The following is a 24,271-nucleotide window of genomic DNA, read 5'->3' as shown; positions in this document are numbered from 1 at the left end:
GAAGAGATGGATATCGCAGGTTCGGTCGCCTTGGTGACCGGTGGAGCATCCGGACTCGGGCTGGCAACGGTGCGCGCCCTGCACGGCGCGGGCGCCAAGGTCGTCGTCGTGGACCTGCCGTCGTCGGACGGGGAGGCGGTGGCCGAAGAGCTGGGCGAGGGGGTGCTGTTCGCCGCGGCGGACGTGACTAGCGAGGCCGAGGTCTCTTCGGCGCTCGACGCGGCCGCTGCGCTGGGGCCGCTGCGGGTCGCGGTCAATTGCGCGGGAATCGGCAACGCGATCAAGACAGTCGGCAAGCAGGGGCCGTTCCCGCTGCCCGATTTCTCGAAGATCGTCACCGTGAATCTGATCGGCACGTTCAACGTGATCAGGCTGGCCGCGGAACGGATGTCGCGGGCCGCCGCGGCAGGCGAGGAGCGCGGCGTCATCGTGAACACCGCCTCGGTCGCGGCGTTCGACGGGCAGATCGGCCAGGCTGCCTACTCGGCGTCGAAGGGCGGGATCGTCGGGATGACCCTGCCGATCGCCCGCGATCTGGCGAGCCTGCGGATCCGGGTCGTCACCATCGCGCCCGGGCTCTTCCGCACGCCGTTGTTCGCTTCTCTGCCGGAGGAGACCATAACGGCGCTGGGCGCCCAGGTGCCGCATCCGTCGCGGCTCGGCGATCCGGCCGAGTACGCCGCACTGGCCAAGCACATCGTGGAGAACCCGATGCTGAACGGTGAGACCATCCGGCTCGACGGAGCGATCCGGATGAGCCCTCGCTGACCTCCGCTGCATAGACTAGCGCTCGCTAGGCAGAGTCGATGCTGGCGGTACAGCCAGGACAGCGGGGTAAACGATGGATCGGCGGAACGAGCCGACGAGTCCGGCCGGTGAACCGGGAAGCGACTGGCGCGTCTTCGAACCGCTCGAGCTGACGCCGATCCTGGCCGCTGCGCTCGAAGTGTTCCAGGAGAACGGCTTCCACGGCGCGACCGTGCGCGACATCTCGCGTCGCGTCGGCCTGACGGTGCCGTCGTTGTACTACCACCACGAAAGCAAGGAAGGCATCTTCGCGGCTCTGCTGGATCTCGGCACCGGGGAAGCCGCGTGGCGCGTGCGGGCCGCCGCCGACGCGGCGCCCGGCCGAGTGGACCTGCAGTTCGTCAACGTCATTCAGGCCATCGTGCTGCACATGGCCCACCGGCGGCAGCTCGCGACACTGGACAACGAACTCCGGCACCTTTCGCCGGAGAATCGCCAGCACTATGCCGAGCGCCGCAAAGAAGTCGAGAATGTGCTGAGCGGCATCGTCGAGACCGGTGCCCGAGAAGGGATCTTCACCCCTAAAGAGCCGGCGGAAACGGCTCGGGCGTTGCTCGGCATGTGCCAGGCGATCGTGCGGTGGTACCGGCCCGACGGCCCGTTGACGCCAGACGAGCTCGCGGAGCGCTACGTCGACATCGCGTTGATGACAGTCGGTCTCAGCCGTCGGCCCGGGCCTCGTCCGCCGCGCCGCCGCAAGGCTCGGGTGGCCTGACCTGGTCCGCAAAGCCGTTCGACTGTCGGGCCGCCCTTGCCAGCGGGATCGGTGGTCGTTTCCTGCGGGGTCGCCTGTCGGTGCGAAGCGATGGTGGATTGTCGGCCGAGGTCACTGACCGGCCTGGCGGCGTTGCGTCAGCTGTGTGTGACGGTGAGCTGGTGGATCACCACCTGGCCGAAGTTGCCGTCGTCGCAGGGGGATGAGTTGTCGCAGTTGGCCTGGGTGTAGGCGCCCGCTTTGAAGTAGGCGTCGGAGAACTCCGTGGAGATGGTGGTCTGGAGGACGCCGTTGTAGTAGGCGTTGACCTGGCCGCCGTGGACGACGAACTTCGCCTCGAAGGTCGTGCCGAGGGCGTAGTCAGAGGTGACGAGCTTGAAGTGACTGTCGTCGCCGTTGGTGACATACAGCTTGCTGCCTTCGAGGCGGAACACTGCTATGTCGTCATCGGCGTCGTGGATCTGCCCGGCAACCACGTAGGGGCGCTGGGCGGGGAGGTTCGTGACCGCCTCGGAGATGGTCATCGTGTGCGTGCCGGAGGTGGACGACCAGGAGGCGTTCTCCTGGCCGTTGTCGGTCATTTCGCGCAGTTCGGAGCGCGGGTTCTTCGACCCGCTGGTCGTCGCTCCGTTGACCGCGGCTCGGAATTGCACTCCGGCACAGCTCGGAGTGGCGGTGAACCAGGGCGAGCGCGTGTAGGTGGCCAGCTCCGGTTGCCGGATTTCGGTGGGCTTGCCGGCCGAACCGAGCGGGAGCGTTTCCTTCCAGTTCGTCAGGTCGAGGACCTGGGCGGGGTACTGGCAGTCCGCGGCGGCGGCCGGTGCCGCAGCGACCGCGGGCACGCACGTGGTGGTCAAGCCCAGCCCGATCAGGGCGGCTCGGATGTTCATGGCGCCCCCAAGCTGGTGCATCGATTTACCAAATGGTCGCCGATGAGGCTATGTCGGAGATCTTCAGACGTCAACAGAAAGGAATCGTGCGGTGCACCGATACACTGGTGCCGTGGTGACGATCTATCAGGTGGCAGAGGCGGCCGGAGTGTCGCCGAGCACCGTTTCCAACTACCTGAACGGCCGCGTGGGGCGGATGCAGGCAGGTACGCGGACCCGGATCGAGCAGGCGATCACCCGGCTGGGTTACCGGCCGAACCAGGCCGCCCGCCAGCTGCGCACCGGCCGGACCCGGGTGATCGGACTGGTCGTGCCGTCGGTGGCCAACCCGTTCTGGGGCTCCTTCGCCCGGCATCTCGAGGGCGCTGCGCTGGCTGAGGGCTATCGCGTCCTGTTGTGCAACAGCGAGCGCGATCCCGAGAGGGAGCGCAGCTACCTGGAGGAGCTGTGGGACGACGGGGTCCGGGGCGTGGTTCTCTGTTCCGCGCTCCCGTCTCTGGCCCACGCGACGGCGGTGGTCGAGCGGGGCATGCACCTGGTGGCGTTCGACCGGATCGCGCAGCCCGACGACCCGCCGGGCCTGACCGACGTCGCGGTGGACAACGCGCTGGGGATGGCGCTGGCGACCCGGCATTTGCTCGAGCTGGGCCACCGCCGGTTCGCGTTCGTCTCCGGTTCGCTGCGCAGTGTCAACCGCGCGGAGCGGTTCCGCGGGTTCCGAGGTGCGATCGAGGCCGCCGGACTGTCCTTGTCGGACTTCGTGGTCTGGCCTGCCCCGGAAGCCGAGGCATACGGCGACGTCGACCTGGCGGGGCTCGGGCGTGCCGCGGTGGCCGAGCTGCTGGCGCGGCCTCGGCCGCCGACGGCGATCGTCGCGATCAACGACCTCTGTGCCCTCGGAGTCTGCGCTGGCGTCCGCGACGCCGGCCTGACGGTCGGCACGGACATCTCGGTTACCGGGTTCGACGACATCATGCTCGCCGACCTCGTCGCACCTCCCCTGACCACTGTCCGCCAACCTCTTCCGCAGCTCGCGGCGGCCGCGTTCAGCCAGCTTCGGCAGCGCGTCGAAGGCGAGACGTCGGGGCCGGGGCAGTCCGTTCTCCTGCGGCCCGATCTCATCGTCCGCGCCTCCACTGCTCCGCACGCTTGATCAGAAAACAGTGAGACTGCGCCCAGACCAGAAGCGGACCTGAGGGCGATCCGCAAGAATTGTTCCAGCCGATGGACGTCTTAGTGTCTCAGGTCGTCGCGAATTCCGACGCCGACGATTCTGGCACGCTGAGAATCGTGACAGGCTGGAGATGGACTGGATCGCCGCCGGTGGCGGCGGCTGTCGGAACAGACGGTGTCGGCTTCCGTACGACCGACTCACTCATCGGCGGCCCGCCCAAGTCGTCCCGGCCGATCTCTCCGCTCTCGGCGACGCGATGGCCGGCGACCTCGACTACCTGATCTCGCACGCGACCAATGCCCAGCGCGTCGGCTGCCGTCCAGGTGCGGGCGTCCCGCGCTCAGGGGGCGGGTTGCTCCTCCAGCAGCGCGGGGCGGCCGTCCGTGTCGGCGGGCACTGGGTAGAAGCTGTGGTGGCTGCCCGGGTCGACCGCGACGACGTGCGCGCCGTCGGCCAGGTGCCCCGCCCCGGTCACGCCGAGCGCCCGGCCGTGCAGGTCCAGCACGGTGACCGTGCCGCTTTCCGCCGCAACGTACAGCCGGTGCGCGCCGGGGTCGTAGGCCAGTACGTCGGGGTCCTGCCCGACCGGGTTGGTCCCGGTCACCTGCCCGGTGTTCAGGTCCACGGTGAGCAGCGTGGCGTTGCCGTCACAGGCCACGAAAGCCAACTGGCTCGTGGTGTCGAGGGCGAGTCCGTGGTCGTGGTCGCAGCCGGGCAGCGGCAGCCGCCGCGTCACTGCGAACGTGGCCGGGTCGATCACGGCGAGGTCGCCGGTGCCTTGCGCGGCGACCAGCATCCGGTCCCCGGCCGGGTCGTAGACGACGTTGCCGGCTTCGCCGCCGAGCGGGATCGTGCCGCGCACGGCCCCGCTCGCCGCGTCGACGACGGTCTCCGAACCGCCGCTTTCGTTGGTCGTCCACACCGCGCCGCGGCGCGGGTCGAAGGCCAGCCCGTCCGGGTATTCGCCCGTCGCCGCCTGCGTGAGGACCGCGCCGGTGTCCTCGTCCAGGGCGACCATCCGGTTCGCCCCGGTCGCGGTCGCGAACACCCGGTGCAGCGCCGGAACCGCCAGCACGCCGTGCACTTGCGCCAGGTCGCGGATCGTGCGCACCACCCGGTGCGCGCGCACGTCGACCTCGGTGACTTCGCTCGCGCCCAGGTGCGCGACGAACAGCAATCCCCGCTCGGCGTCGAGGCTCGCGTAGTCCAATCGGGAGTTGCCGCCGGGCAGCGTCACCTGCCCGGCTGCCCGCAGCGGCAGCGGCGCCGCGGACGGGGGCCGGTCGCTGCCGCGCGTGACCAGCACGATCGCCAGCACTGCGGCCAGGAGGACTGCGCTCAGCAGCAGCCAGCGCGTCCGCGTCATCGCATCCGTCCATCTCTCGAGCTCCGGCTCGACGGCAACCGAGGTTACAGCGCCCGCAGCGCAGGCGCCGGGAACGTGAGGTGGTCGCGATGGCGATTCGGTATCGAACGCGAAGTGTTGGCCGACCGAAAACGCCGGTCGTTGACGAGGCCGTGAAGATGTGGAAGACGCATAGCCTCGGCGCACTTGGCATTGGACGGGGGCGCCCGGATCCTGTGGAGTGGGTGCCGCTGGCAGATCCGACTCCGTTGACGAGAGGGCTCACGATGGTCGCACTTGCTCGATACCCACGTCACCCGCTGGGGAACTTCCCGACCCCGCTCGAGCCGTTGGTCCGCTTGACCGAGCGGCTGCGCGACCTTCATCCTCGCGTTCCCGCGTTGTGGATCAAGCGGGACGATTGCACCGGTCTTGCCACCGGCGGCAACAAGACGCGCAAGCTGGAATTCCTTGTCGGCGAGGCGATCCAGCAGGGCGCGGACACGCTGATCACCCAAGGCGCCACCCAGTCCAACCATGCTCGGCAGACGGCGGCCGCGGCTGCCGTCGCGGGGATGGACTGCATGCTCTTCCTCGAGCGCCGGCAAGAACGCGACGAGGAGTACGAGCACTCGGGCAATGTGCTGCTCGACGAGATCCTCGGCGCTCGCATCGTCGGGAGGCCGGCAGCCGGCACGGACATGCAGGCCGTGATGGAAGACCTGGCGGACCGCCTCCGCGGCGAAGGCCGCAAGCCGTACGTCATCCCGGGAGGCGGATCCAACCCGACCGGCGCACTCGGCTACGTGGCCTGCGCCTCGGAGCTCGATGCCGCGCCGATCCCGATCGATTGGGTCGTGCACGCCACAGGAAGCACCGGCACCCAGGCCGGGCTGGTCGCCGGATTGCGGATGATGAACCACGACGCTCAGGTGCTGGGCATCAGCGTCCGGCAGAAGGAAGAGCCACAACGCGCCGCGGTGTACCGGTTGGCCCGGCGCACCGCCGCGCTGTTCGGTGCGGAATCACAGATCCTCGAGGAAGCCGTGCTGGTCGACGACCGCTGGGTCGGCGGCGGCTACGGCGTGCCGACCGACGCGATGGTGGACGCGCTGAAACTGCTGGCGACCACCGAAGGAATCCTGCTCGACCCGGTGTACTCCGGCAAGGGCTTCGCCGGTCTCCTGGGAAACATCGCCGAGGGGCGTTTCGCGCCGGAGGAGAACGTCGTGTTCGTGCACACTGGTGGCAGCGCGGCATTGTTCGGCTACCGCTCCACGTTTTCGGCGTCATGACGCCGAAAACCGCGCACCTGGTCGGCATTCTCGGTGGCATGGGGCCCGCTGCGACAGCCGACTTCTACGCACGGCTGATCAGGCATACCCCCGCCCGCCGGGATCAAGACCACCTCCGGGTCGCTGTCTGGGCCGATCCGACCGTGCCGGACCGGGTCCACGCGGTGCTGAACGGCACCGCGGAGCCATATCCGGCTCTGCTGGACGGCGCATCCCGATTGCGCGACCTCGGTGTCACGATCGCCGCGATGCCGTGCAACACAGCGCATGTCTTCCTGCCGCGCCTGGTCGCCGAGACCGGGTTGCGTTTCGTGGACATGATCGAAGCGACCGTCGCCTCAGTGGTCACCGCCGGCGGCGCGCCACGCACGGCCGGCCTGCTCGGCACGCGAGGTGTGCTGCACAGCCGGCTCTATCAGGACCGGTTGTCCGCGGCCGGCATCCGCCCGGTCGAACCGGACGCGGACACGCAAGGCAGCGTGGACGCGGCGATTTCGGCGACCAAACGCGGCGACCTCGGCGCGGCCAGGGAATTCGCCGTCGAGGCTGTTCGGCGGATGGCCCGCGATTCCGTTGACGCCGTGGTGTTGGCGTGCACGGAACTCCCGCTGGTCCTGCCGCGCGGGAACAGCGATCTGCCGCGGCTGGTGGACCCGGCCGACGAGCTTGCGATCGCCGTCGTCGCGCACTGTCGCGGCTGATCCGCTGTCACGCGCCGGTTCGGCTTGTGGATGTTGCGGTGAGGGCTGCGCATATGAGGTCGGTTACCTCGTCGAGGTAGGTTTCGGTCATCGGTGCCTCGCTTACTGCGATGCGCCAGAACACTCCTGCCACGGCGAGGTCGGCAGCGAGGTCGAGCGCGTCGGTCGATACCGGTTCGCCGCGTTCGCGAGCGCGGGCTGCGATACGAGCCGCGGGTCGTTCCCTTACCCGGGCGATGGTGGTGCGCAGCAGGCTGAGGAATTCGGGATCGCGCTGTCCCTCGGCGATCAGGTCGCTGAAGATCCGCGGATCGTGCAGCCACCGCTCCGTGGAGCCCACCAGGGCACGCACGTCGTCGCGTAGTGAGCCGGCGCTGGGCACGGCGCGGTCCTGTCCGTCCACGGAGTCCGGGCCGAGTACGTCGGTGACTTCGCGGATGGTTGCCAGCGTGAGCTCCTGCTTGCCCGGAAAACGGCGGTACAGCGCAGCCTTGCCCACGCCCGCGCGTCGCGCCACGGCTTCCATCGTCATCGCGCGGTACCCGCGTTCTGTCAGCTCGGCCACGCACGCATCGCGGATCGCCCGGCTCACTTTCTGGCTCGGCAGGGCCGCGCCTACCAGCTTGCGCGAGCCACTGTGGTCCTCATGGTCCTCCATCCGTGCCCTCCCTCACGTTTCGCACACCGCAAATGTACGTTAACGTTCCGATGGAACGACAGTGTTCCATCGGAACGGTAGCGTACTAGCGAGGTTTGGTCATGTCTCTCAGCTCGGCACCGCCCACCACAAGCCGGTTTCACCGCTCGTCGCGCGCCGCGCGCCGCGCCGCTCTGATCCTCGTGGTGGCCGGCGCGGTCGCGGTGGCGCTGCTGGTACTGGGCGCGGTGTTCCCGGCCGTCCCCGGCCTGGGCACCGTGGGATCGTTGGTCGTCGACCCCCGGGCGCTGTGGTTCGTGCTCTCCGGCGCCGTGTTGCTGGTGGGGGCTGTCCTCCTGCGGCGCAGAGCCCGAACGGCCGCAGTCTGGATCACGGTCAGCGCGATTGCCGCGCTGGGCGGATCGGGGACCGCGCTGGCCGGGCAGCTCGCATTCGCCGCCAGCGAGCACGTAGCACTCGATGCCGCCGATCTGTTCGACACCCGTGGCCCGGCCGCCCCGCCAGACCAGACCCTGACCTACGCCCGCATCGGCGGACAGGAACTGCGAGCCGGGGTGTGGCTGCCGCGTCATGCCACAGGCGGCCCACGGCCGGCGGTGATGTGGATCCACGGCGGCGGGTTCACCGCGGGCAGCTTCACCGAACAGGACCGGCTCTACCGCTATCTCGCCGATCAGGGGTACCCCGTCATCTCCGTGGACTACCGGCTCGCTCCGCAGCCGCTGTGGCAGGGTGCCACCGGCGACATCGTCTGTGCCTTGTCCTGGATCGAGACCCACGCCGCCGATTACGACATCGACCCCGGTCAGATTGTCCTGTCCGGCGGATCGGCCGGGGGCAGTCTCGCCCTCAACGCCTCCTACGGTCTCGCTGCCCACTCGGTCGCCAGCAGTTGCGGCGGCACCCCGGCGCAGCGGCCCGTCGCGGTCGCGGCGTTCTTCCCGCCCAGTGACATCGCCGCCATCTACACCAGCAACGGGCTCTTCGGATACGGCCGGAGCGCTGCCCTGACCTACACCGGAGGCACCCCCGCCCAGTACCCCGACCGCTACGCCTACGCCTCGGCCTCGAGCAAGGTCCGTCCTGGTCTCATGCCGACCCTGCTGGTCACCGGAATGAATGACCACCTCATCCCCGAACCCACCGTCCGCGCCCTGGCGGGACAGCTCACCACCGCCGGCAACCTGGTCACCTACCACGCCGTCCCGTACAGCGACCACGCCTTCGATGCGGACTTCCACAGCATCGGCGCCACGATCAGCCGCACCCTCCTGCTGCGCTTCCTCGCCGACGCCACCCCGCTGGGAACCCGGCCCTGACACCGACCCGCCGGCACATCAAGTCGGGACTCTCGCGGCCCTGCCTCGAACGTCCTCGAGAGAAGGGGACGCATCTGTGCGTTGTGGGTGGCCCTGGGTTGCTCGTAATGCCGACTTGTTCCCGCAAGCGCATGACCGTCAGGTCATGCAGGGGAACAGCGCGCTGCAGGCGCTCGATATGGATCAGGCACTCACGAGTGCCGCGCTGTGGTTGGTGACCGCGGCGGTGGCAGCGAGCGTGATCGAGGTCTTTGTCCTCCACCGACACATCCGTTCCCGCCACCTCCGCTCTCGTGTCCGCTACGACCTGCTGCCGACGGCCGCCTTCGACCCGTCGCTCGCAAGGTGGTCACGGCGCTGCGTCGATAGTCCGGCCGTGCTGCCAAAACACCGGTGCGCTTGCGTCAGAACAGGTTTCCAAGGCTTTCGTGTGCAGATCGGCTGCCGATGTCGTATCGGATTATGTCGTTTCCTCCGTGTCTCGGAACGTTCACCGGACACGGAGGGGCAGCGATGGTTCTGTCTTACGACGACGGTCAAGTGGTCCTCTACCGAGGCGACGCCGCTGACCAGTCGCGGCTCCTTCCAGCCGGCTCGGGCGATTGCGCGGTGACATCGCCGCCGTACTGGGGCCTGCGCGACTACCGGGTCGCCGGCCAGCTTGGCGCGGAACCGACGGTCGAGGCGTACGTCTCCGCACTGGTCGCGGTGTTCGTGCCGGGACGGCAACAAGAAGCCGCTGGGCGATGACTGCCCGAAGCTGACGAACAAGCGACACGGTCAGTCGTTCTTCCGGACCGAGCTGCCGCCGGATGCGGCGGGCAATCGCCGGCCCCGGCGGCGCGGCGGGTATGCGAGCGCGACGGAGGCCGAGACGGGTCTCGGGCGGGTCCGAGACTTGCTCGGGATCGCCGGGGAGGGCGATGAGGAGACGTTGCGCAAGATCAGCGACCTGCTCGTCACGGTGATCGCGAAGAAGGACCCGTTGCCTGAGGTCGAGACGGTCCGGCGGCTGGTGCGGGCGGCGGCGTTGGAGCATCCGTTGATGGACAAGGAGTTCGACGAGTTCCTCGCGGTGAAGAAGCGCACGGTCAGCCGCAACACCTACCGCTCCTACGAGTCGCATGTGCGGCTGCTGCGGCCGCATCTGGGGAAGGTCCGCCGGGACAAGCTGCGGGTGGCGCATCTGGACGCGATGTTCGAGGCGATCGTGGAGAACAATGATCTGATCGAGCAGGACCGGGAGAGCGGCGACCCGAGGAAGGCCGCGGCGGTGAAGTGGCAGCGCCCGGTCGGCCCGTTGTCGCTGCACCGGATCCGGGAAACCCTGCGTGCATTGCTGAACCGGCGGGGGCGGGAGGGCCTGTTGATCGTGAATGTGGCGGTGCTGGTGGAGTTGCCCCGGGCGGAGCGGCCGAAGCCGCGGCGTTGCGGTGGGGCGAGGCGTGCGGGCAGCGCCGGTCGGACACGTTCCTCGACGCTGGTTGTCTCGAAGTGGCGAACCAGATCGTGCAGTACGGGTGGGAAACGGTCAGTCCAAACCCAAGACCCCCTCGTCGGAGGGATCGTGCCGCTGGATCCCGACACGGTGCTCGTCCTCGCCGCGCATCTGGCACGTCAGGACGAAGCCAAGGCGCGTCTGGGCAGTTCCTGGCGGGAACACGACTTGCTCTTCACGCGCCCCGACGGCAGCCCGCCGACGTCGCCGACGAGTTCGCCCGGCTGATCGAGGCGACGGGCTTGCCCCCGATCACACTGCACGGGCTCCGCCACGGCGCCGCGACCCTGATGCTGGCGGCGGGGGTGGAGATGAAGGTGATCCAGCACATCCCGAGGTATTCGTCGATCAAGGTCACGATGGACCTTTACACGAACGTCGCCCAGGAACTCGCCGCCGACGCCGCCCGCCGCCTCGCCGGAGCCATCCCCCGACGGGCTGTTCTGCACCCGGCCCGCGCTCTTGGGCTCCCCTCGGGCTCGCAGGAGACCACAATGGACAGTCCACAACCGGAAGAACAACGTCCGCATAACACAAAACCCCAGGTTGTCGTTTCCGACAACCTGGGGATTGAGGGTGCGCCATCAGGGACTCGAACCCCGAACCCGCTGGTTAAGAGTCGTTTTGATCATGGTTCGGGTGGTGTCGCGTGATGTCGGGCAGGGTCATTTTCCTCGGTGCGGGGGTGTCGCTGGTGTCGGGTGGTGTCGTCGTTTGTCGTCGGGTTTCTGCGCGCTCGGGCTCCCCTCGGGCTCGCAGGTGCCGGGCTCTGCCGTCTGGTCCGGCACGCTCTGCTCGGCGGTTTTTGCCGGCGTTCGGTCGTGTGGCAGGTGCGGTGTCGTGATGGGCGCGCAGCGGGACCGGGTTGCTCCGAACCTTGTCCTGTGGGTGCAGTGCGGGTGCACCGGCCTGGTTGCGGTCGGGGCGGCGTATGCGTCGTATCGCCACGGCCGGGAGTTCGCTCTCCGGTTCGGTGCCGATATGTCGACGGCGTCGGTCTGGCCGTTGCTGGTGGACGGGTTGTTGACGATCGCGACGGTGGAGTTGTGGAAGCGGCGGCGGGCCGGGCGGGAGCATGGTCGGTGGGTGGCGTGGTCGGCGTTCGTGTTCGGGATCGGGTTGTCGTTGCTGGCAAACATTGGGTCGGCTCCAGTGCTGAGTTCGTTGCAGGTGGTGGTGGCGGCGTGTCCGCCGGTGGCGTTGTTGTTCGCGGTGGAGTTGTTGAACCGGGCGTTGAAGCAGCGGGCCGTCGAGAGTTGCTCCGAGACCGTGTCCGGGCGAGACGAGGTCGAGGCGATCGCGGGTGGTCGCGAGACCGAGACTGGAGCGGCGGTTCAGCCGGTGGTCTCGGACGGTCTCGCCGGGGATGGAGGGGTGACGGCGGAGGAGCAGATGTGGATCTACTACGTGGAGCAGGTTGCTGTGGGGCGTTCGCCGAGTGGGGCGGAATTGGATCGGGTGGCGGGAACGCACAACTACGGTCGTCGGGTTATTCGTCGGTGGCGGCGATCGGGTCGGCTGGCGGGCGCTGATGCCTTGTCCGGTACGGGACCGGAACCGGGGGCCGAGCTCGTGTCGGCCGTCGGCCGATTGCGGGCTGGCTCGAGCAGCGAGGTGCTGGAAGGCCCCCTAGGGCGAAGGCGTCGCAGTCAGTCGTTGCAGGCATCATCTGCAGCTCGCCTTGGTGCTGCAGCGTTCTGGGCTGGTCGTTCGGAGTGAGGCGGCTGTGGCGATCAGCGAGGGTGACCGAGTGATCGAACTCGTTGATCGCATTGTTGTCACCAGCATGCGCCAGGGTAGGTGCGTCCGCTGCGGTATCGGCGTTCGAATGCCTTGATTGAACTGCAGAAGCCGTCGAGTACGCCGGCGTTGACGGCGTCTTCGACGGCAGCGCCGTCTTGCAACGCGGTCCAGACGCCGGGGGCGAGTTGTACAGCCTGGATTGTGCCTTGCATCTGGAACCAATTGCGCACTTGGTCGGGCAGCGAAGCGACCTTGACGACCTTCGGGTAGCCCTCGGGCAGCGCCGCCGACGGGAAGTTCGTTGGCGGGGTTTCGGATTTGCCGGTGGACTGTGGCGGGGACGTAGTCGGGGGCTGGGGGCTGTCGGTCGAGGAAGTGCTCGGCACCGGTGCTGAGGAGGCTGCCGTTGTCGGCGAGCTCGCTGTCTGAAGGCGGGGTGCGGCGCAGGCGGCGATGGTGCCGGCGCAGAAAACTAGGAGAAATGTGCGCTGGATCTGTCGCTTTCGGTGCATCATCGCTTCTGCGGCCTCCGCGATCGTCTGGGCATGGGGACGGTTTGTGTCGAAAGGTTCAGCAGATCCGCGAGTTGTCCTTCGATGTCGCCGACTGGTACCCGGCTGTTACGCGAATGATCTCGGCCCGTCTGAAAACGGCCATGAGGCTCGTGAACATTGGGAGCTGATCGCAATCGGCCCGCGGATGCCAGCGTCGCGCGCCAACCAAGGGCGATCAAAGAGCGTGCCTCGCGCGCCGCTGCGTGCTCGGAGCAGACGTGCGAAGCCTTTGCGATCCGGAGCCGTAGGGATGAGCGGGGGCGTCGGTGGCGGGTCGTCGGTCCAACTGTCGCCGATGTGCCGTTCATGGGTCACAGCGCGATCTCGTAACGTCGCGTCGTTGCTCGTCGATGTTGTGCTGTACGGAGTCAGGGCGGAGTGTCGATGGGCGTGCAGCAACCTCGTGAACGGCCGATTACCGACGTTCCGGCGGAACCCGGGGCCGGACGACGTCGAATGCCCAGGTGGAAGAAGGTTGTGCTGTGGGCGGCTGGGGCGTTCGTGGTTCTCCTCATTGTCGGTCTGGTCGGATCGATGGTCGATCCATCGCCGCCGTCGTCGACGAAAGCTGACGCGCCCGCAGGTCGGCCGGCTGGATCGACGACTCGGAGCGTCCCGCCCGCTGGGTCGGCCGTAACGCCGCCGCGCGCCGCGGCGTCGGCGTCGGTTGCGCAGATCGCTGCTGCGCCGACCAGAGGTTTGCTCGACTCGGAGGCATGGTGGGTGGGGATGCCCCGTTTTGACGGACACCTGAGATGAGGGGGCATGTGCCCCCGGAAGGATGTCCCTCATCATGGACACCATGGGCAAGAAGAAGCCTCGACCTCGTCGTTCGTTCACGCGGGAGTTCAAGGCCGAGATCGTCGAACTGTGCCAGCGCGGCGACCGTTCGGTCGGTCAGGTCGCGAAGGACTTCGACCTGACCGAGACCGCCGTCCGGCAGTGGGTGACCCAGGCCGAGCTGGACGCGGGAACCCGCACCGACGGGCTGACCAGCGACGAACGGGACGAGCTGGCCCGGTTGCGGCGGGAGAACCGCCGTTTGTCCGAGGACGTGGAGATCCTCAAACGAGCGACAGCTTTCTTCGCGAAGGAGATCCGGTGAACGTCTACCCGTTCATCGAGGCGGAGAACGCTGCCGAGGGCGGCAACGTCAAACGCGCGTGCACCCTGTTGAAGATCTCCCGAGCCGCCTACTACGCCCACCGCGCCGCCGGACCGTCCGCCCGTGCACGGCAGGACACGGAACTGACCGAGGAGATCGCCGCGATCCACGACGAGTCGAACGGCACCTACGGAACACCGCGAGTGCAAGCCGAACTGCGCAACCGCGGGCACCGGCACTCCCGCAAGCGCGTCGCCCGGCTCCTGCGCGCCGCCGGCCGCGCCGGACGAACGCCGAAACGGTGGCGCACCACCACCGTCTCCGACCCGGCCGCGAGCACCCCGGCAGATCTGATCAAACGGGACTTCTCTTGCAGCACAAGCGATATCAACACTCGCTGGTGCGGCGACATCACTTATATCCACACCTGGGAGGGCTGGCTGTATCTGGCCACGGTGATCGACCTCGGCTCCCGCCGAGTCGTCGGCTGGGCCACCGCCGATCACCTGCGCACCGGCCTCATCGCCGACGCGCTCAACAACGCCGTCGCCCAGCGTCGACCGGAACCCGGGGTGATCTTCCACTCCGATCGCGGATGCCAATACACGTCTGCCCAGTTCAGCGCTCTCGCCGACGAGCACGGCGTGCGTTTGTCGGTGGGGCGCAAGGGACAGTGCTGGGACAACGCCGTCGCCGAATCGTTTTTCGCCACCATCAAAGCAGAACTGATCGACCGGCGCAGCTGGCCTACCCGCGCCAGCGCGCACAAAGCGATCTTCAACTACATCGAAGGCTGGTACAACACCCGCCGACTGCACTCCAGCCTCGGCTACCTCAGCCCCAACACCTACGAAACAACCACGCGTCAAGTAGCCTGACCACACCTCAACGACCCTGTCCGTCAAAACGGGTCAACCCCAGGGAAAGCCATTTCAAGCCTGCCGCCCCAGCCGAGTGTCTTGCGCAGGGTGAGCAACCCATCGGGACCGAGCATGCCTGGCTTCTTCGAAACGGTGCCGTCGCATGCTACGACGATCAACCCTTCACGACGTGGGGAGGACGGGTCGTCGGCGTGGACATTTACTTCTCCGGTAAGACCACTGAGCAACAGGCGCTCGCAGCGGCGGCAACGATTTTGCCAACGGACCTGGGCCAGCCAGCGGCTTTCGACGGCGTCAACACGAGCGAATCGCGAACGCCGGCGGGGACGTGCCGTCAGGTCATGTACGACTCGGCTGCGCTCGCCGCGGCGGTCAAGAGCGCGAACCCGACATGGTCCGCAGACCCGAGGAAGGTGAGCGTGACCCTGTATTCCGGTCACGCTTCTGCCTCCGACGGCTCCGATTCCGTTTATCGCCCGACGTCAATCAATCTGGCTTCTGTGGACATCGGTGCCGAGAACCGCGGCGGCGACGGTGCCGTCCACTGCTGATTGGACGTGCAGGCAGGCATCGATCGGAAAACACCGTGTCTCTGACGACGCGCAGCCGGTGTTTGGAGAATACAGATGACAACTCTGGCCGTGCGCGGCCTCCGGAAGCGCTACGGCTCACACGAAGTCCTCGACCACATTCTGGTCATGAGCGAGGTGCACGCCGGACGGGTCCTCGCCGAGTATCAGGAGCACTGCAACAGGCACCGACCGCATCGGTCCCGAGGTCAGCGGCCTCCCGATGTCCAGGATCAGCCCGATGTCGTCCAGGACTCCGGGACCCGCAGACTCTTGCGCACCCGGGTCCTCGCAGGAGTCATCAACGAGTACCGATACGCCGCCTGAGCTGCAGCGACGACTTTTCGAGCCCCGCAGCATCCTGTACCTGCCGCACACCGTCGTGGTGATCGTGCCAGAGAGTTGGACTGTCACCTGTGTTCTGCGGAGGCGTTCCTCGACGCTGGCTATACGCTCCGGTTATTCCGACGGCGATCCCAAGTAGGCTCACAAGCCGCTAGGCGAAGCGATGAGTTGCTTGAGCTGCCGTACTACGATCGGTGTGGTCTCGAACTGGATGCTCTCTTGCTCGCAGCGGTGACCGTTGGTCGCGATGGCGGTCGCAAGCGGGCGCAGTTGCTCGGGGCCGTGGTCGGCGAGCTTGGCCGCGGCGTGCTGCCAGGTAGTGTGATCTTCCGGTTTCTTCTCCGCGAGCTTTTTGCCCTTGGCCCAGATCTCGGGTGTCATTCCCGCCGGGAGTACTCGGCGTTTGAGTCCGTTCTCCACGCTCTGCACGATCTCGATGCCGTCGGGGTCGAGGTCGCACCATGCGGCGACGTGCCGCGGGGCGATGTGCCGCAGGAAGGGGATAAGTCCCTTGCTGATGTTGCCTTCGAGCCAGACGCAGAGCCATGTCTTCGTCAGATCGGTGTTGCGGCGCAGGTGTTCGAATGTCGTTTGGTTCTCCACCAGCAGTACCCCGTCCGCCGGGCAGACCAGCTCACCGGACTCGAGTGAGCCCTGGGCGGGGATGTCGATCCACGGTGTGGCGAGGTTTGCGTCGGCGATTGGGGCCCGGTTGGTCCACGACAGCGGGCCGGCGACGCGGATCAATGCGTCGGTCCACTGCAGGGCTTGTTTGAGGCCCGTATTCACCAACCGGGAGAATGCTTCGAGTTGGGCCATCGTCCATCTCTTGGAGCCGTTGAGCGCGTTGGATGCCACCTCTTTCTCCCACGGCACTCGTGTCTGTGACGCCGGGTACCAGTACGCCGCGGCTCTGATCGCGGCCTCGTAGGTAGGCCATGATTTCGTCTCGGTCGCTGATTCCGATGGCACCTGCGAGGTTGGCGCCAGCTCGAGCGCTTCCAGCAGCCGGCGTTCTCGGTCGAGCTGCGGTACGGGGACCATGACCTGCCATAGGTCGGCTCGTTGTCCCGCCACGCGGAACAGATTCACGCGGTCGTCGTAGCGTCTTCGGGCACGCGCGCTGATGACCGGTCCGTCGACGGCGATGAGGAGCTGGTGTAAGCCGATGTCAAACCGGGTGCGGCGCAGCGCGAAGTCCGCCTTGCGCAGGTGAACGCCTGTTGGCTTGACGACACTTTCGTCGTGTCCGAACAACGCCTGCAGGTCTTCGAGGTTCTTCTCGCTCACGGTGTAGTTGAGCCACTTGTCAAGCTTGCGACCCCGGACGAGCTTCTCACGTGCCTTCGTGCAGAATTCTTTGCCACCAGCTGTTTTTGTCCAGGCGAGCAAAGCGGGGTCCACCGCACGTCGCACAGCTACTCCTGTTCGTCCGTGTCGAGAATTGACGGCGTCGGCCCGGCTTTGAGCGACCGGTCCTCCAGCCTGTGCCGCCGGGTTCCGTCCCATACGATCGGGGTGGCGAGGACACCGGAGATCTCCGGATCGCGGCGTAGCACGTACGTCATCAGACCGGGCACGGTGGTATGGAACCCCCACTCGTCGTGGCTGGCCATGACGTAGTCGAGATCGAATCCCGTCAACAACCCCATGCAGCTCGCCCGCATCTCGGCGTCGATGCCTGCGAACGCTTCGTCCAGATAGATCGGCCCGGGGGGAGGTAGGCGCTGCGCCTGCATAGTGGGCGGCGGCCGCCGCGAACATTGGCAGCTGCAACATCGCGGCCTTCTCGCCGCCCGACTTCTTCTTGTGCAGTTCGTCGGTCACCTCTGCCGGCTTGGGATTGTCGTGGGACAGGACCTGGAGCTCGAATTCAGACCAGCGGCGGTAGTCCAAAGCCTCAGCGAGGTGAGTCTTCCAATCACCGAACTCAGCTCGCTGACGTGCTTCACGAACCTGCTCGCCGAGGAACTCAATGAGCGTGTCGCGGGCTTCCTCGGCGAGGAAGTTCGTGGATCCACGGTCGAGCAGCCTGATCGCGTTGTGCACCTCTTTACCGGCGTTCGCCGCGGGCTTCCAGTGGATGCTCATTCGCATCTTGGATGCGGTCGGGTGGCGTTTGAGCTGTTCGTCCATCTCCCGCACGAGCCTGCTCGCGTCAAGGCGGCGCTGGCGCAGGTGCTCACCCACCTTGCCGAGCAGGACCTCGGCGTACAGCTTGCGCTCCTTGGCCTGCACGAACGTGCTGCGTGTCTCGATCTCGGCTGCGATCAGCTCCCGCACGTCGGGCACGGAGTGGTCGGCACCGTTGAACGTCACCTGGACCACGAAGAGATCGCCCTCGTTGTCACCCCAGGGCCGCCAGTCCGGCCCTTCGATCTCTCGCTGCAGGTCGCGGAACTGGCGGTCGACGTCGTTGCGGGCAGCGTTCCTGGCGTTTTCGTCGAACTCCTCGCCGGTAAGCAGCGCGTGGATCCTGGTGGCCTCGGCCAGGTCGTCGGGGTCCCGCTGGTCGCCGCCGGGCACGCCGACCAGTGCCACGAAGCCCTTGTCTCCGGCTCGCCGGAACTCAGCCACCGCGGCTTGCCGGACTTCCAGCAGGCGTCCGGCTTCTTCGGCGACCGTGCTGACTTCCTGCTTGAGCGCGCCGCGTTGCTCGCCGAGGTCTCGTAGCCGGTCGGTGAGCTTTCCGCTGGTCTTTTCGGCCCTGGTCAGCTCCTCGCGCTTGCCCTCCAGCCGTCGCAGCATCTCCTGGACGCCCATGCCAAGCGATTGCGTCGCTTCCTTCAGCTCCTCTCGGAGTTCGGTCGCGAGTTCCGCCGCGGCCGTGGACTCCTCTTCCCGCTCACCGAGGTCTTCTGCCAGCTGGTTGACGCGGCCCTCGGCTTCCTTGTGCTGTTCGGCCAGAAGCAGGGCGGTGCCAATCCTGGCCACGAGTCGTTCCAGCGCAAGGTTGAGGTCGGTCAGGGCGGAGTCCACCGAGCGGAGCTGGTCGGGTGTCGTCGGGGTGAGGTGGGCGTGGGCGTAGGCGCGAAGTGCCTCGGCGGCTTCACCGAGTGTGCGTTTGACGATGCCGAGCCGTGTCGCGGACTTCTCGAGCTCACGTCCGAGTTGGTCCTCCTGCTTACGGGCGGCGGCCAGTTCGCTCAGCACGTCGCGGACGCCGCTGTCGGTGGGTTGCCGTCGCTGTTCCTCGGCGAGTGCGCGCAACCGCTCGTCGAACACCTCTAGGTCGGTGTCCAGGCCTGAGATCAGCGCGGCGAGCTCGGCGAGCCGGGCGTCGAGAGTAGCGAGCTTTCGTTGCCGGGCGGCTTCCCGCGCGGCCGGGCCGATACAGCTCGCGTGCTCTTGCCCGGAACGTCCGCGGACGGGGCCGATCGCCCACCGGCCGTCCGGCGCGACCGACGGCTGTTCGTCATCACCCACCGCGATCCCGGCCAGCACGGCGGTGACCACACTCGCCGCGACATGCTCATGCGGCACGGCGTGTAGCAGGCTCGCCAGCGAGTCACCGCCGGGCAGGGCCGGACCCGGCACGAGGATCGCGTCCCAGCTGTCCTGGTCCACCAAGGTGCCGTCCGGGGCGACCCAGGCGTCGAGCAGTCCCGATCCGAGCAGCGCGGCCTCGATGCCCGCCCGCGCGTCGTCCGTGACCTCGGGGTGGAAGTCGACCAGACGCCACAGCGGTGCCCCCGGTATCCCGGTCCGGTCGCGACGGGTGACCAGGGGATCCGGCGGAGGTGGGTCTGTCTCGGCATCGGCCTGCTCTCGTTGCAGGGTAACGGCTGCATGCTGGGCTGCCACCCGGAACCGCTCGGCTCTCGCAGTGCTGCGCTGTTCTTGCAATCTGGCACGGGCGTGGTCGACGTACTCCGCAATCGAATCAGCCAGCCGGGGAGCTTGGTCGTCCCCGATCCGTTCCGCCACCGCGACCAGCCACGTGACTTGTTCGTCGGTGAGCGGGCACTCGACGCATTCCCCGGACCAGGAGACGATCGCCTGCGACAGCAGCGACACCTGGTCGTCGAAGGCCGTTTCGAGTGTCTGCACTTGCTCCGTCGCGCTGGTTCGGCGAGCGGACAGGTCGTCGTGAGTGGTTTGCACCCGCTCTACGACGACTTGGGCGTCCTGCTGTTGGTCGTACAACCGGCGGGTCTCCTGCACAGCCGCGCGGCGTGCCGAGATGTAGCCTTCGACGGTATTCCGTGCGCTCGCCGCGGCGCTGTGCAATCCGTCCAGTTCGGCCTCGAGCGCCGGGAGAATGCCTGCCACCGAGGCATGGGTCCGTGCCTCGGCCTCGGCCTCGGCCGCGTTCGTGCGCGCATCGGCGAGCTTTCCCGCGGCTTCTTCGAGCGCTTGTCGCTCGGTGGCCAGCAATCCGGCCGTTTGTACGGTGCGGCGCTCCGCCTGCCCCGCAGCCTTCGTCGCATCGGCTACTTGGGACTTGAGCCGGTCGAGCGCCTCGCGGTTCTTCATCTCGGGGCTGGTCTCGAGCGCGCGGATCTGGCCGTGCAGCATCTTCTGCTGGTTGCCGAGACGCGCCAGTTCGGCGTCTGCTTCGCCGACGGCGGTCTCGGTCTTTGCGAGATTCTGTGCCGCGCGGCTGCCGCGGCCGAGTACTTTCTGATGTTTCGCTGCGGCGTCGATGACGTCGTGGGTGAGGTGCCGGATCATCCGCCGCGCGTAGACACGGTAGCTGGCGAGAAAGAGGTCGACTTCCTCCTGCGCCTTGACGAACTTCCTGAGGTCTTCCTCGTCCTGCTTGAGTTCGTCGAAGTTCTTTGCGAGACCCGTGATGAGGTCGTCGTCGACGGGCGGCAAGCCGTTGGAGAGGATTTCCTTGAGCCGTTCGACGCTCAGGTTCTCGCTCAGTTTGGGTCTGCGCAAGATGATCAGCAGCTCCACGAGGCTGTGCAGGCGCCGGGGGCTCAGCCCGAACAGCTCACGCGCGAGCTTGGCCAGGTAGTCCTCGGCCTTCGTGAACACGGTGTCGTCCGAGTCCCCGAGTCGCTTGGCGAGGTCGCCGCCGTCGAGCGGTCGCTTCGCGTTGTCACAGACGCTGAAATCGACGCCGACGCGCAATGGCGTGATGAAGTACCAGGACTCCGGGCTACCGGACTTGGTCTCTCGTGCACGCATGCCCGCACCGATCGTCCGGTACTCGGCGCTGCCGTCTTCGGTGACGCGCCCGTATTCGCACCAGACGTAACCGATCTGGTGGGTGCGTCCCTCGTACAGGAGATTCTCGCGCATGGACCGCGCGTTGTTGCCGAACGGGTCGAGCCGTCGCGCTGAGAGGTTCGCGTCGATGAGGAACGGGCTGGTCACCTCCAGCACCTTGGTCTTGCCGCTGCCGTTACGGCCGCGCAGGATCAGCCGTCCGTCGTGGAAGTGGAACTCCTCGTTGGCGTACTGCCAGATTCCCATCAGGCCCATACGCAACGGCTTGAATCGCGAGCTGGTCGGAGTCGGGGGAGTACCGGAGAGCAACGCTGAGAGCTGGACGTCGCGTAAGTGCGGGGAATCAGGACTGGGTGACATCGGTTTCCTCGTCGCCGGCCAGTGCGAACAGCGCCGCTGCCGGTTCTTGCTGTGGTGCGATGGGTTCTCGGACATTGCGGTAGCGGCCGAGCGCGGGCAGGGTACGGACACCACCTTCGTCGAGAGGCTCGACCAGCCGGAGCTTGGTGAGCATCGTGAGCGCCGCCTGCCGAACCTCCCTCGGACTGCTCGCTCTGATCGCGCGGGCCGCAAGCTGTGGTGCTACCTGGTCCGCGATTCGGTGCAGGACTTCGTCCACAACCTGATTCCCCGCCTCCGTGGCGTTCGGTTCGTCGGCGAGAGCGTGCGCGAAGAGCAGCGCGGCGAACTGGTCCTTGGTGTCCTTGGGAAAGGCGAGGTCGGTCAGCTCGTCGTCGATGACGGCGGCGCCCTCGGCGCGCACTTCGAGGCGGGTGTCCAGCATTTCCCGCAACTGGCGGACGAAGAGGGGGCGCTGGCTGCGGAAGTAATCGAGCTGGTCATCGGTCAGCTCGTCGAAGTACATCACCGGATGGTCGACGAGCCGCCGCATGACGGCGTGGCGCCGTCGCCTGTTGGCGCCTTCCACCGTGTCCGGATAGGACTGCCGGGTGAGGTGCTGGTGGACCGCAGCTCGCGTAGGGGGAGTGGGGTAAGCGAGGAGCAACGCAGCTGTGCGGTGGTCGACGTCGTAGAGCGCGTCTCCCTCGGACTCGACATACCGGTTCTCGTCCTCACAGGTCGAGGCGCTGTCCTGCACGGGAACCAGCGCGCCGTAGGTCGTCAGCAGCCGGATCGCCTGGACGAACGCCTTGCGTTCGGCGTACTCAGTCGAGTCGTAGGCGGGGATTCCCTCGGTGGCCGCGATGATGGTGGTGACCTCATCGGCGAGTTCGGTGATGACGGTCTGCGTACCCGCATCTTCGAGCGTGGCCAGCACGAGGCAGAACAGGGTGCAGCACCGGGCGCTGTGAGCGTCGTCCTTGTGTGTCACGGTCTGCGGCTCGGGCACCTTGACCAACCGGATGACGTCACGTTCGATCACCAGCGGCCAGCCGAGGTACTCGTCGAACCAGGCCTTGAGCGGCTTGGCGTGGCTGTGCACCAGCGTTGCCATCTTGGCGTGACGTCCACCGGGGTGCAGCAAGGGATTCAGCACGAGAAACCGGGCGGCCTGGCGAAGCTCCTCCCTCGTGGTTTCCTCCAGGATCACGATGCGCTCCCCATGTCCTCCAGCGTGATGTGGAAGTCGGCCATGCCCATCGTGCCACGCGGCGTGGTGATCGTGGCGACGTCGTCGGACTCGGGTTGCCGCAGCGTCACTCTGATCAACCCATCGCTGGTCTCCGCGTACCGGATTCCGTTGTGCTCAGCGCTGGCGAGCGCGACGTCGAGGCATCGCAGCAGTAGGTCGAACTCCGCGGCCGGGAGATGGGTGAGACTGGACAACAAGCACGGACTACGACCGGCGAGAGACCTGGCGGCCGCCTCCACCGCGGCATCCTCCGCTTCCTGCTGCATCCGGAGCAGCTTCTTCGCCGTGCGCTGGTTCGGCAGGCGCGAAGCGACCCCTCCGCTCGCCCGGGGGCCTTGCGTGCGCAGGCGCGGCGAGATCGGAGGGGCGACGCCCTCCCACCATCCGATACCCGGCCGGATGTCGATTTGGGCCTCCGCCGGGTGCGGCGCGCCCAGATGACGTGCGGAGTAGAGCCCGAAACCAGCGTGCCACAGGGCGGTCACATCAGTGCCGGCCGAGGAGAACCACCGCGCCATCGCCACCAGGTCCGCCTTGCGATTCACCCGCCGGAACCGCTCGTCGTTCAGCTGACGCACTGTGGTCATGATCCGGCTGACGGCCTCGATGGAACGGTCGGCCAGCGTGATCACCACCGGTTGCCGGTCGCCGTCTGGGAAAAACCACCGCCGCAACCCGAGCCATTGGGCGCGCATCACCTCTGCGTCGCGGACGGCTGCTTCTTCCGTCGACACATCCAGCGTGGGTGCGGCCTCGACTGCGGCGATACCGGGAAGGGCGGCCAGAATGCCGCGCTGCTCGGCGGCCTCGATCCCTTCGGCGATACCCGCCGCGAACTTCGCGATGCCGATCGAGAAGGTCTGCAGGTAATCGACCACGAGCCGCTTGTAGGCCAAGAACCTCTCGGCCTTCTCGGCGGAGTCGAGATGCAGCGACCGGTTCAAGCCCTGGACGAACAGCTTGGCGTTCTCCGACAGCTGCGTGAACCCATTCACGACACGGGTGAAGGCGATGTAGGCTCGCTGGTTGCGGTCCGCTGCGCTGGGCTCGCCGAGCGCAGCGACCAGCTCCAGCAGCGCCCGGCGCACCTCGGGTAGCATCGATGCCTGGAGCGCGCCGGTCATCCCGAGCTCTTGGTCGATCTTGGTGAGCTCGCGGTGGACGACCGTGCCGGCCGGTGTCATCTGATAGAGGTAGTCATGCCGAAGGTACTCTTGGGGGCTGCCCTTGCGGTGGGTGTTGTGGATCCGGTCGACGTTGCCCCACTCACACAGCTGCTCCAGCAGTTTCGCGACGGGAGGACAGTCGACAGGACCGTCGGCGGCTTGTTCGAGCAGCTCGGTCGCACGCTGGGCGATGGCCGCGGTCGGGAGCTGAAGGCCGAGCCGCGACTCTTCGTTGACCAGGACGTCGAGCACGGCCCGGTAGAACGGTGCCGCTTTCGACCCGAGGTACTTGACGACTGGCATCCGGCCAGGCAGCACGCCGGCTTCGGCAAGCACGAGGATCTTCGCCCCGGCTGACTCCCATTCCTCGAGCAGCTCGTCATCATCCATTTCGACTTCTCTACCTGTTGTGCAGTCATCGGTACATCGTATTCGGTGATCGTCACTCGTTTCGCCTAACCGGGTTACGCCAGTTCATGATGATTTCCTTGAGCCCGGGCGACAGTGGACGACTACAGTGGCGTGAAGGGCTCTGTTGGCCAAGGGGACTGCAGCGATCAACACTCACGCAGTGGACAAAAAAATGGCCATTTCGTGCGTGGCAGAGTGCTCCCACGATCCGGAACTGCCGGTTTGCGCCCGCATCGGAGGGACGTTAGCCCGGATCTTTCGCGTGGGTGACGGCTCGGCTTGAGGCCGTAACCGGTGGGTGTTGTGGGTCCTCCTTCCGG

General features: G+C 67.1%; 20 protein-coding genes. 13 read left to right on the top strand and 7 right to left on the bottom strand.

Annotation, left to right across the window (positions count from 1 at the left end; genetic code table 11):
- The first annotated feature begins 6 nt into the window (after nt 1–6).
- Together AMYBE_RS0121420 and AMYBE_RS0121415 are read left to right on the top strand one after the other, a co-directional pair.
- Nucleotides 7–768, top strand: a complete 762-nt coding sequence (locus AMYBE_RS0121420) for a 3-hydroxyacyl-CoA dehydrogenase (protein ID WP_020661439.1) — start codon at nt 7–9, stop codon at nt 766–768.
- Nucleotides 769–841: 73 nt separating this feature from the next.
- Nucleotides 842–1,522, top strand: coding sequence for a TetR/AcrR family transcriptional regulator (locus AMYBE_RS0121415; protein ID WP_020661438.1), 681 nt, complete (start codon nt 842–844; stop codon nt 1,520–1,522).
- A gap of 137 nt (nt 1,523–1,659) precedes the next feature.
- Here AMYBE_RS0121415 and AMYBE_RS0121410 read toward each other — a convergent pair whose 3' ends face one another.
- Nucleotides 1,660–2,412, bottom strand: coding sequence for a polysaccharide lyase family 7 protein (locus AMYBE_RS0121410; RefSeq protein WP_020661437.1), 753 nt, complete (start codon nt 2,410–2,412; stop codon nt 1,660–1,662).
- Between the two features lie 91 nt (nt 2,413–2,503).
- On the opposite strand from AMYBE_RS0121410, the gene AMYBE_RS0121405 reads away from it, so the two are divergent.
- Nucleotides 2,504–3,565 carry a LacI family DNA-binding transcriptional regulator gene (locus tag AMYBE_RS0121405; RefSeq protein WP_034287157.1) on the top strand — a complete coding sequence of 354 codons (1,062 nt, stop codon included), beginning with the start codon at nt 2,504–2,506 and terminating at the stop codon, nt 3,563–3,565.
- A 361-nt stretch (nt 3,566–3,926) separates the two neighbouring features.
- Here the strand turns inward: AMYBE_RS0121405 and AMYBE_RS0121395 are convergent, their stop codons facing one another.
- The gene (locus AMYBE_RS0121395; RefSeq protein WP_020661434.1) at nt 3,927–4,952 is read right to left on the bottom strand and encodes a YncE family protein; all 1,026 of its coding nucleotides are present in this window, start codon (nt 4,950–4,952) and stop codon (nt 3,927–3,929) included.
- A gap of 266 nt (nt 4,953–5,218) precedes the next feature.
- On the opposite strand from AMYBE_RS0121395, the gene cuyA reads away from it, so the two are divergent.
- Nucleotides 5,219–6,226, top strand: a complete 1,008-nt coding sequence (cuyA, locus tag AMYBE_RS0121390) for a D-cysteate sulfo-lyase (RefSeq protein ID WP_020661433.1) — start codon at nt 5,219–5,221, stop codon at nt 6,224–6,226.
- Nucleotides 6,223–6,927, top strand: a complete 705-nt coding sequence (cuyB, locus tag AMYBE_RS0121385; RefSeq protein WP_020661432.1) for a cysteate racemase — start codon at nt 6,223–6,225, stop codon at nt 6,925–6,927. Before cuyA ends, cuyB begins: the two co-directional genes overlap by 4 nt.
- Nucleotides 6,928–6,934: 7 nt before the next feature.
- Here cuyB and AMYBE_RS0121380 read toward each other — a convergent pair whose 3' ends face one another.
- Entirely contained in the window at nt 6,935–7,585 is a 651-nt protein-coding gene (locus tag AMYBE_RS0121380) for a TetR/AcrR family transcriptional regulator (protein ID WP_020661431.1), read from the bottom strand.
- Nucleotides 7,586–7,686: 101 nt separating this feature from the next.
- On the opposite strand from AMYBE_RS0121380, the gene AMYBE_RS43435 reads away from it, so the two are divergent.
- From AMYBE_RS43435 to AMYBE_RS0121365, 5 genes are all read left to right on the top strand, one after another.
- Nucleotides 7,687–8,904 (top strand): alpha/beta hydrolase, encoded by a 1,218-nt coding sequence (locus tag AMYBE_RS43435; protein WP_020661430.1) that lies wholly within the window; start codon nt 7,687–7,689, stop codon nt 8,902–8,904.
- 513 nt (nt 8,905–9,417) lie between these two features.
- On the top strand, nt 9,418–9,654 hold the full coding sequence (locus tag AMYBE_RS45010; protein ID WP_020661429.1) for a hypothetical protein: 237 nt from the start codon (nt 9,418–9,420) through the stop codon (nt 9,652–9,654).
- A gap of 148 nt (nt 9,655–9,802) precedes the next feature.
- On the top strand, nt 9,803–10,630 hold the full coding sequence (locus AMYBE_RS46265; protein WP_245573234.1) for a hypothetical protein: 828 nt from the start codon (nt 9,803–9,805) through the stop codon (nt 10,628–10,630).
- Nucleotides 10,631–10,644: 14 nt separating this feature from the next.
- Complete coding sequence (locus tag AMYBE_RS46260; protein ID WP_245573233.1) at nt 10,645–11,055, top strand: tyrosine-type recombinase/integrase; 411 nt, start codon at nt 10,645–10,647, stop codon at nt 11,053–11,055.
- 190 nt (nt 11,056–11,245) lie between these two features.
- On the top strand, nt 11,246–12,121 hold the full coding sequence (locus tag AMYBE_RS0121365) for a DUF2637 domain-containing protein (RefSeq protein WP_034288991.1): 876 nt from the start codon (nt 11,246–11,248) through the stop codon (nt 12,119–12,121).
- Between the two features lie 59 nt (nt 12,122–12,180).
- Here the strand turns inward: AMYBE_RS0121365 and AMYBE_RS0121360 are convergent, their stop codons facing one another.
- Nucleotides 12,181–12,531, bottom strand: a complete 351-nt coding sequence (locus AMYBE_RS0121360) for a hypothetical protein (protein ID WP_020661427.1) — start codon at nt 12,529–12,531, stop codon at nt 12,181–12,183.
- Nucleotides 12,532–13,492: 961 nt separating this feature from the next.
- Here AMYBE_RS0121360 and AMYBE_RS0121355 point away from each other — a divergent pair.
- From AMYBE_RS0121355 to AMYBE_RS45000, 3 genes are all read left to right on the top strand, one after another.
- Complete coding sequence (locus AMYBE_RS0121355) at nt 13,493–13,804, top strand: transposase (protein ID WP_020661426.1); 312 nt, start codon at nt 13,493–13,495, stop codon at nt 13,802–13,804.
- Nucleotides 13,801–14,682 (top strand): IS3 family transposase, encoded by an 882-nt coding sequence (locus AMYBE_RS0121350; RefSeq protein ID WP_020661425.1) that lies wholly within the window; start codon nt 13,801–13,803, stop codon nt 14,680–14,682. The genes AMYBE_RS0121355 and AMYBE_RS0121350 overlap by 4 nt, the downstream gene beginning before the upstream one ends.
- Before the next feature lie 194 nt (nt 14,683–14,876).
- Entirely contained in the window at nt 14,877–15,236 is a 360-nt protein-coding gene (locus tag AMYBE_RS45000; protein WP_154676266.1) for a hypothetical protein, read from the top strand.
- 504 nt (nt 15,237–15,740) lie between these two features.
- On the opposite strand, the gene AMYBE_RS0121335 is transcribed toward AMYBE_RS45000, so the two are convergent.
- From AMYBE_RS0121335 to AMYBE_RS0121325, 3 genes are read right to left on the bottom strand one after another with little or no spacing between them, the layout of a single operon-like run.
- Nucleotides 15,741–21,140, bottom strand: a complete 5,400-nt coding sequence (locus AMYBE_RS0121335) for a TIGR02680 family protein (protein WP_281172099.1) — start codon at nt 21,138–21,140, stop codon at nt 15,741–15,743.
- Nucleotides 21,124–22,332, bottom strand: a complete 1,209-nt coding sequence (locus AMYBE_RS0121330; RefSeq protein WP_020661422.1) for a TIGR02678 family protein — start codon at nt 22,330–22,332, stop codon at nt 21,124–21,126. Before AMYBE_RS0121330 ends, AMYBE_RS0121335 begins: the two co-directional genes overlap by 17 nt.
- Nucleotides 22,329–23,930, bottom strand: coding sequence for a TIGR02677 family protein (locus AMYBE_RS0121325; protein ID WP_020661421.1), 1,602 nt, complete (start codon nt 23,928–23,930; stop codon nt 22,329–22,331). Before AMYBE_RS0121325 ends, AMYBE_RS0121330 begins: the two co-directional genes overlap by 4 nt.
- Nucleotides 23,931–24,271 lie beyond the last annotated feature (341 nt).

The sequence above is a fragment of the Amycolatopsis benzoatilytica AK 16/65 genome, assembly GCF_000383915.1.
In the GTDB taxonomy this organism is placed as follows: domain Bacteria; phylum Actinomycetota; class Actinomycetes; order Mycobacteriales; family Pseudonocardiaceae; genus Amycolatopsis; species Amycolatopsis benzoatilytica.
The sequence above is the reverse complement of the archived record's forward strand: the minus strand, read 5'-3'. Positions and strand labels throughout refer to the sequence as shown.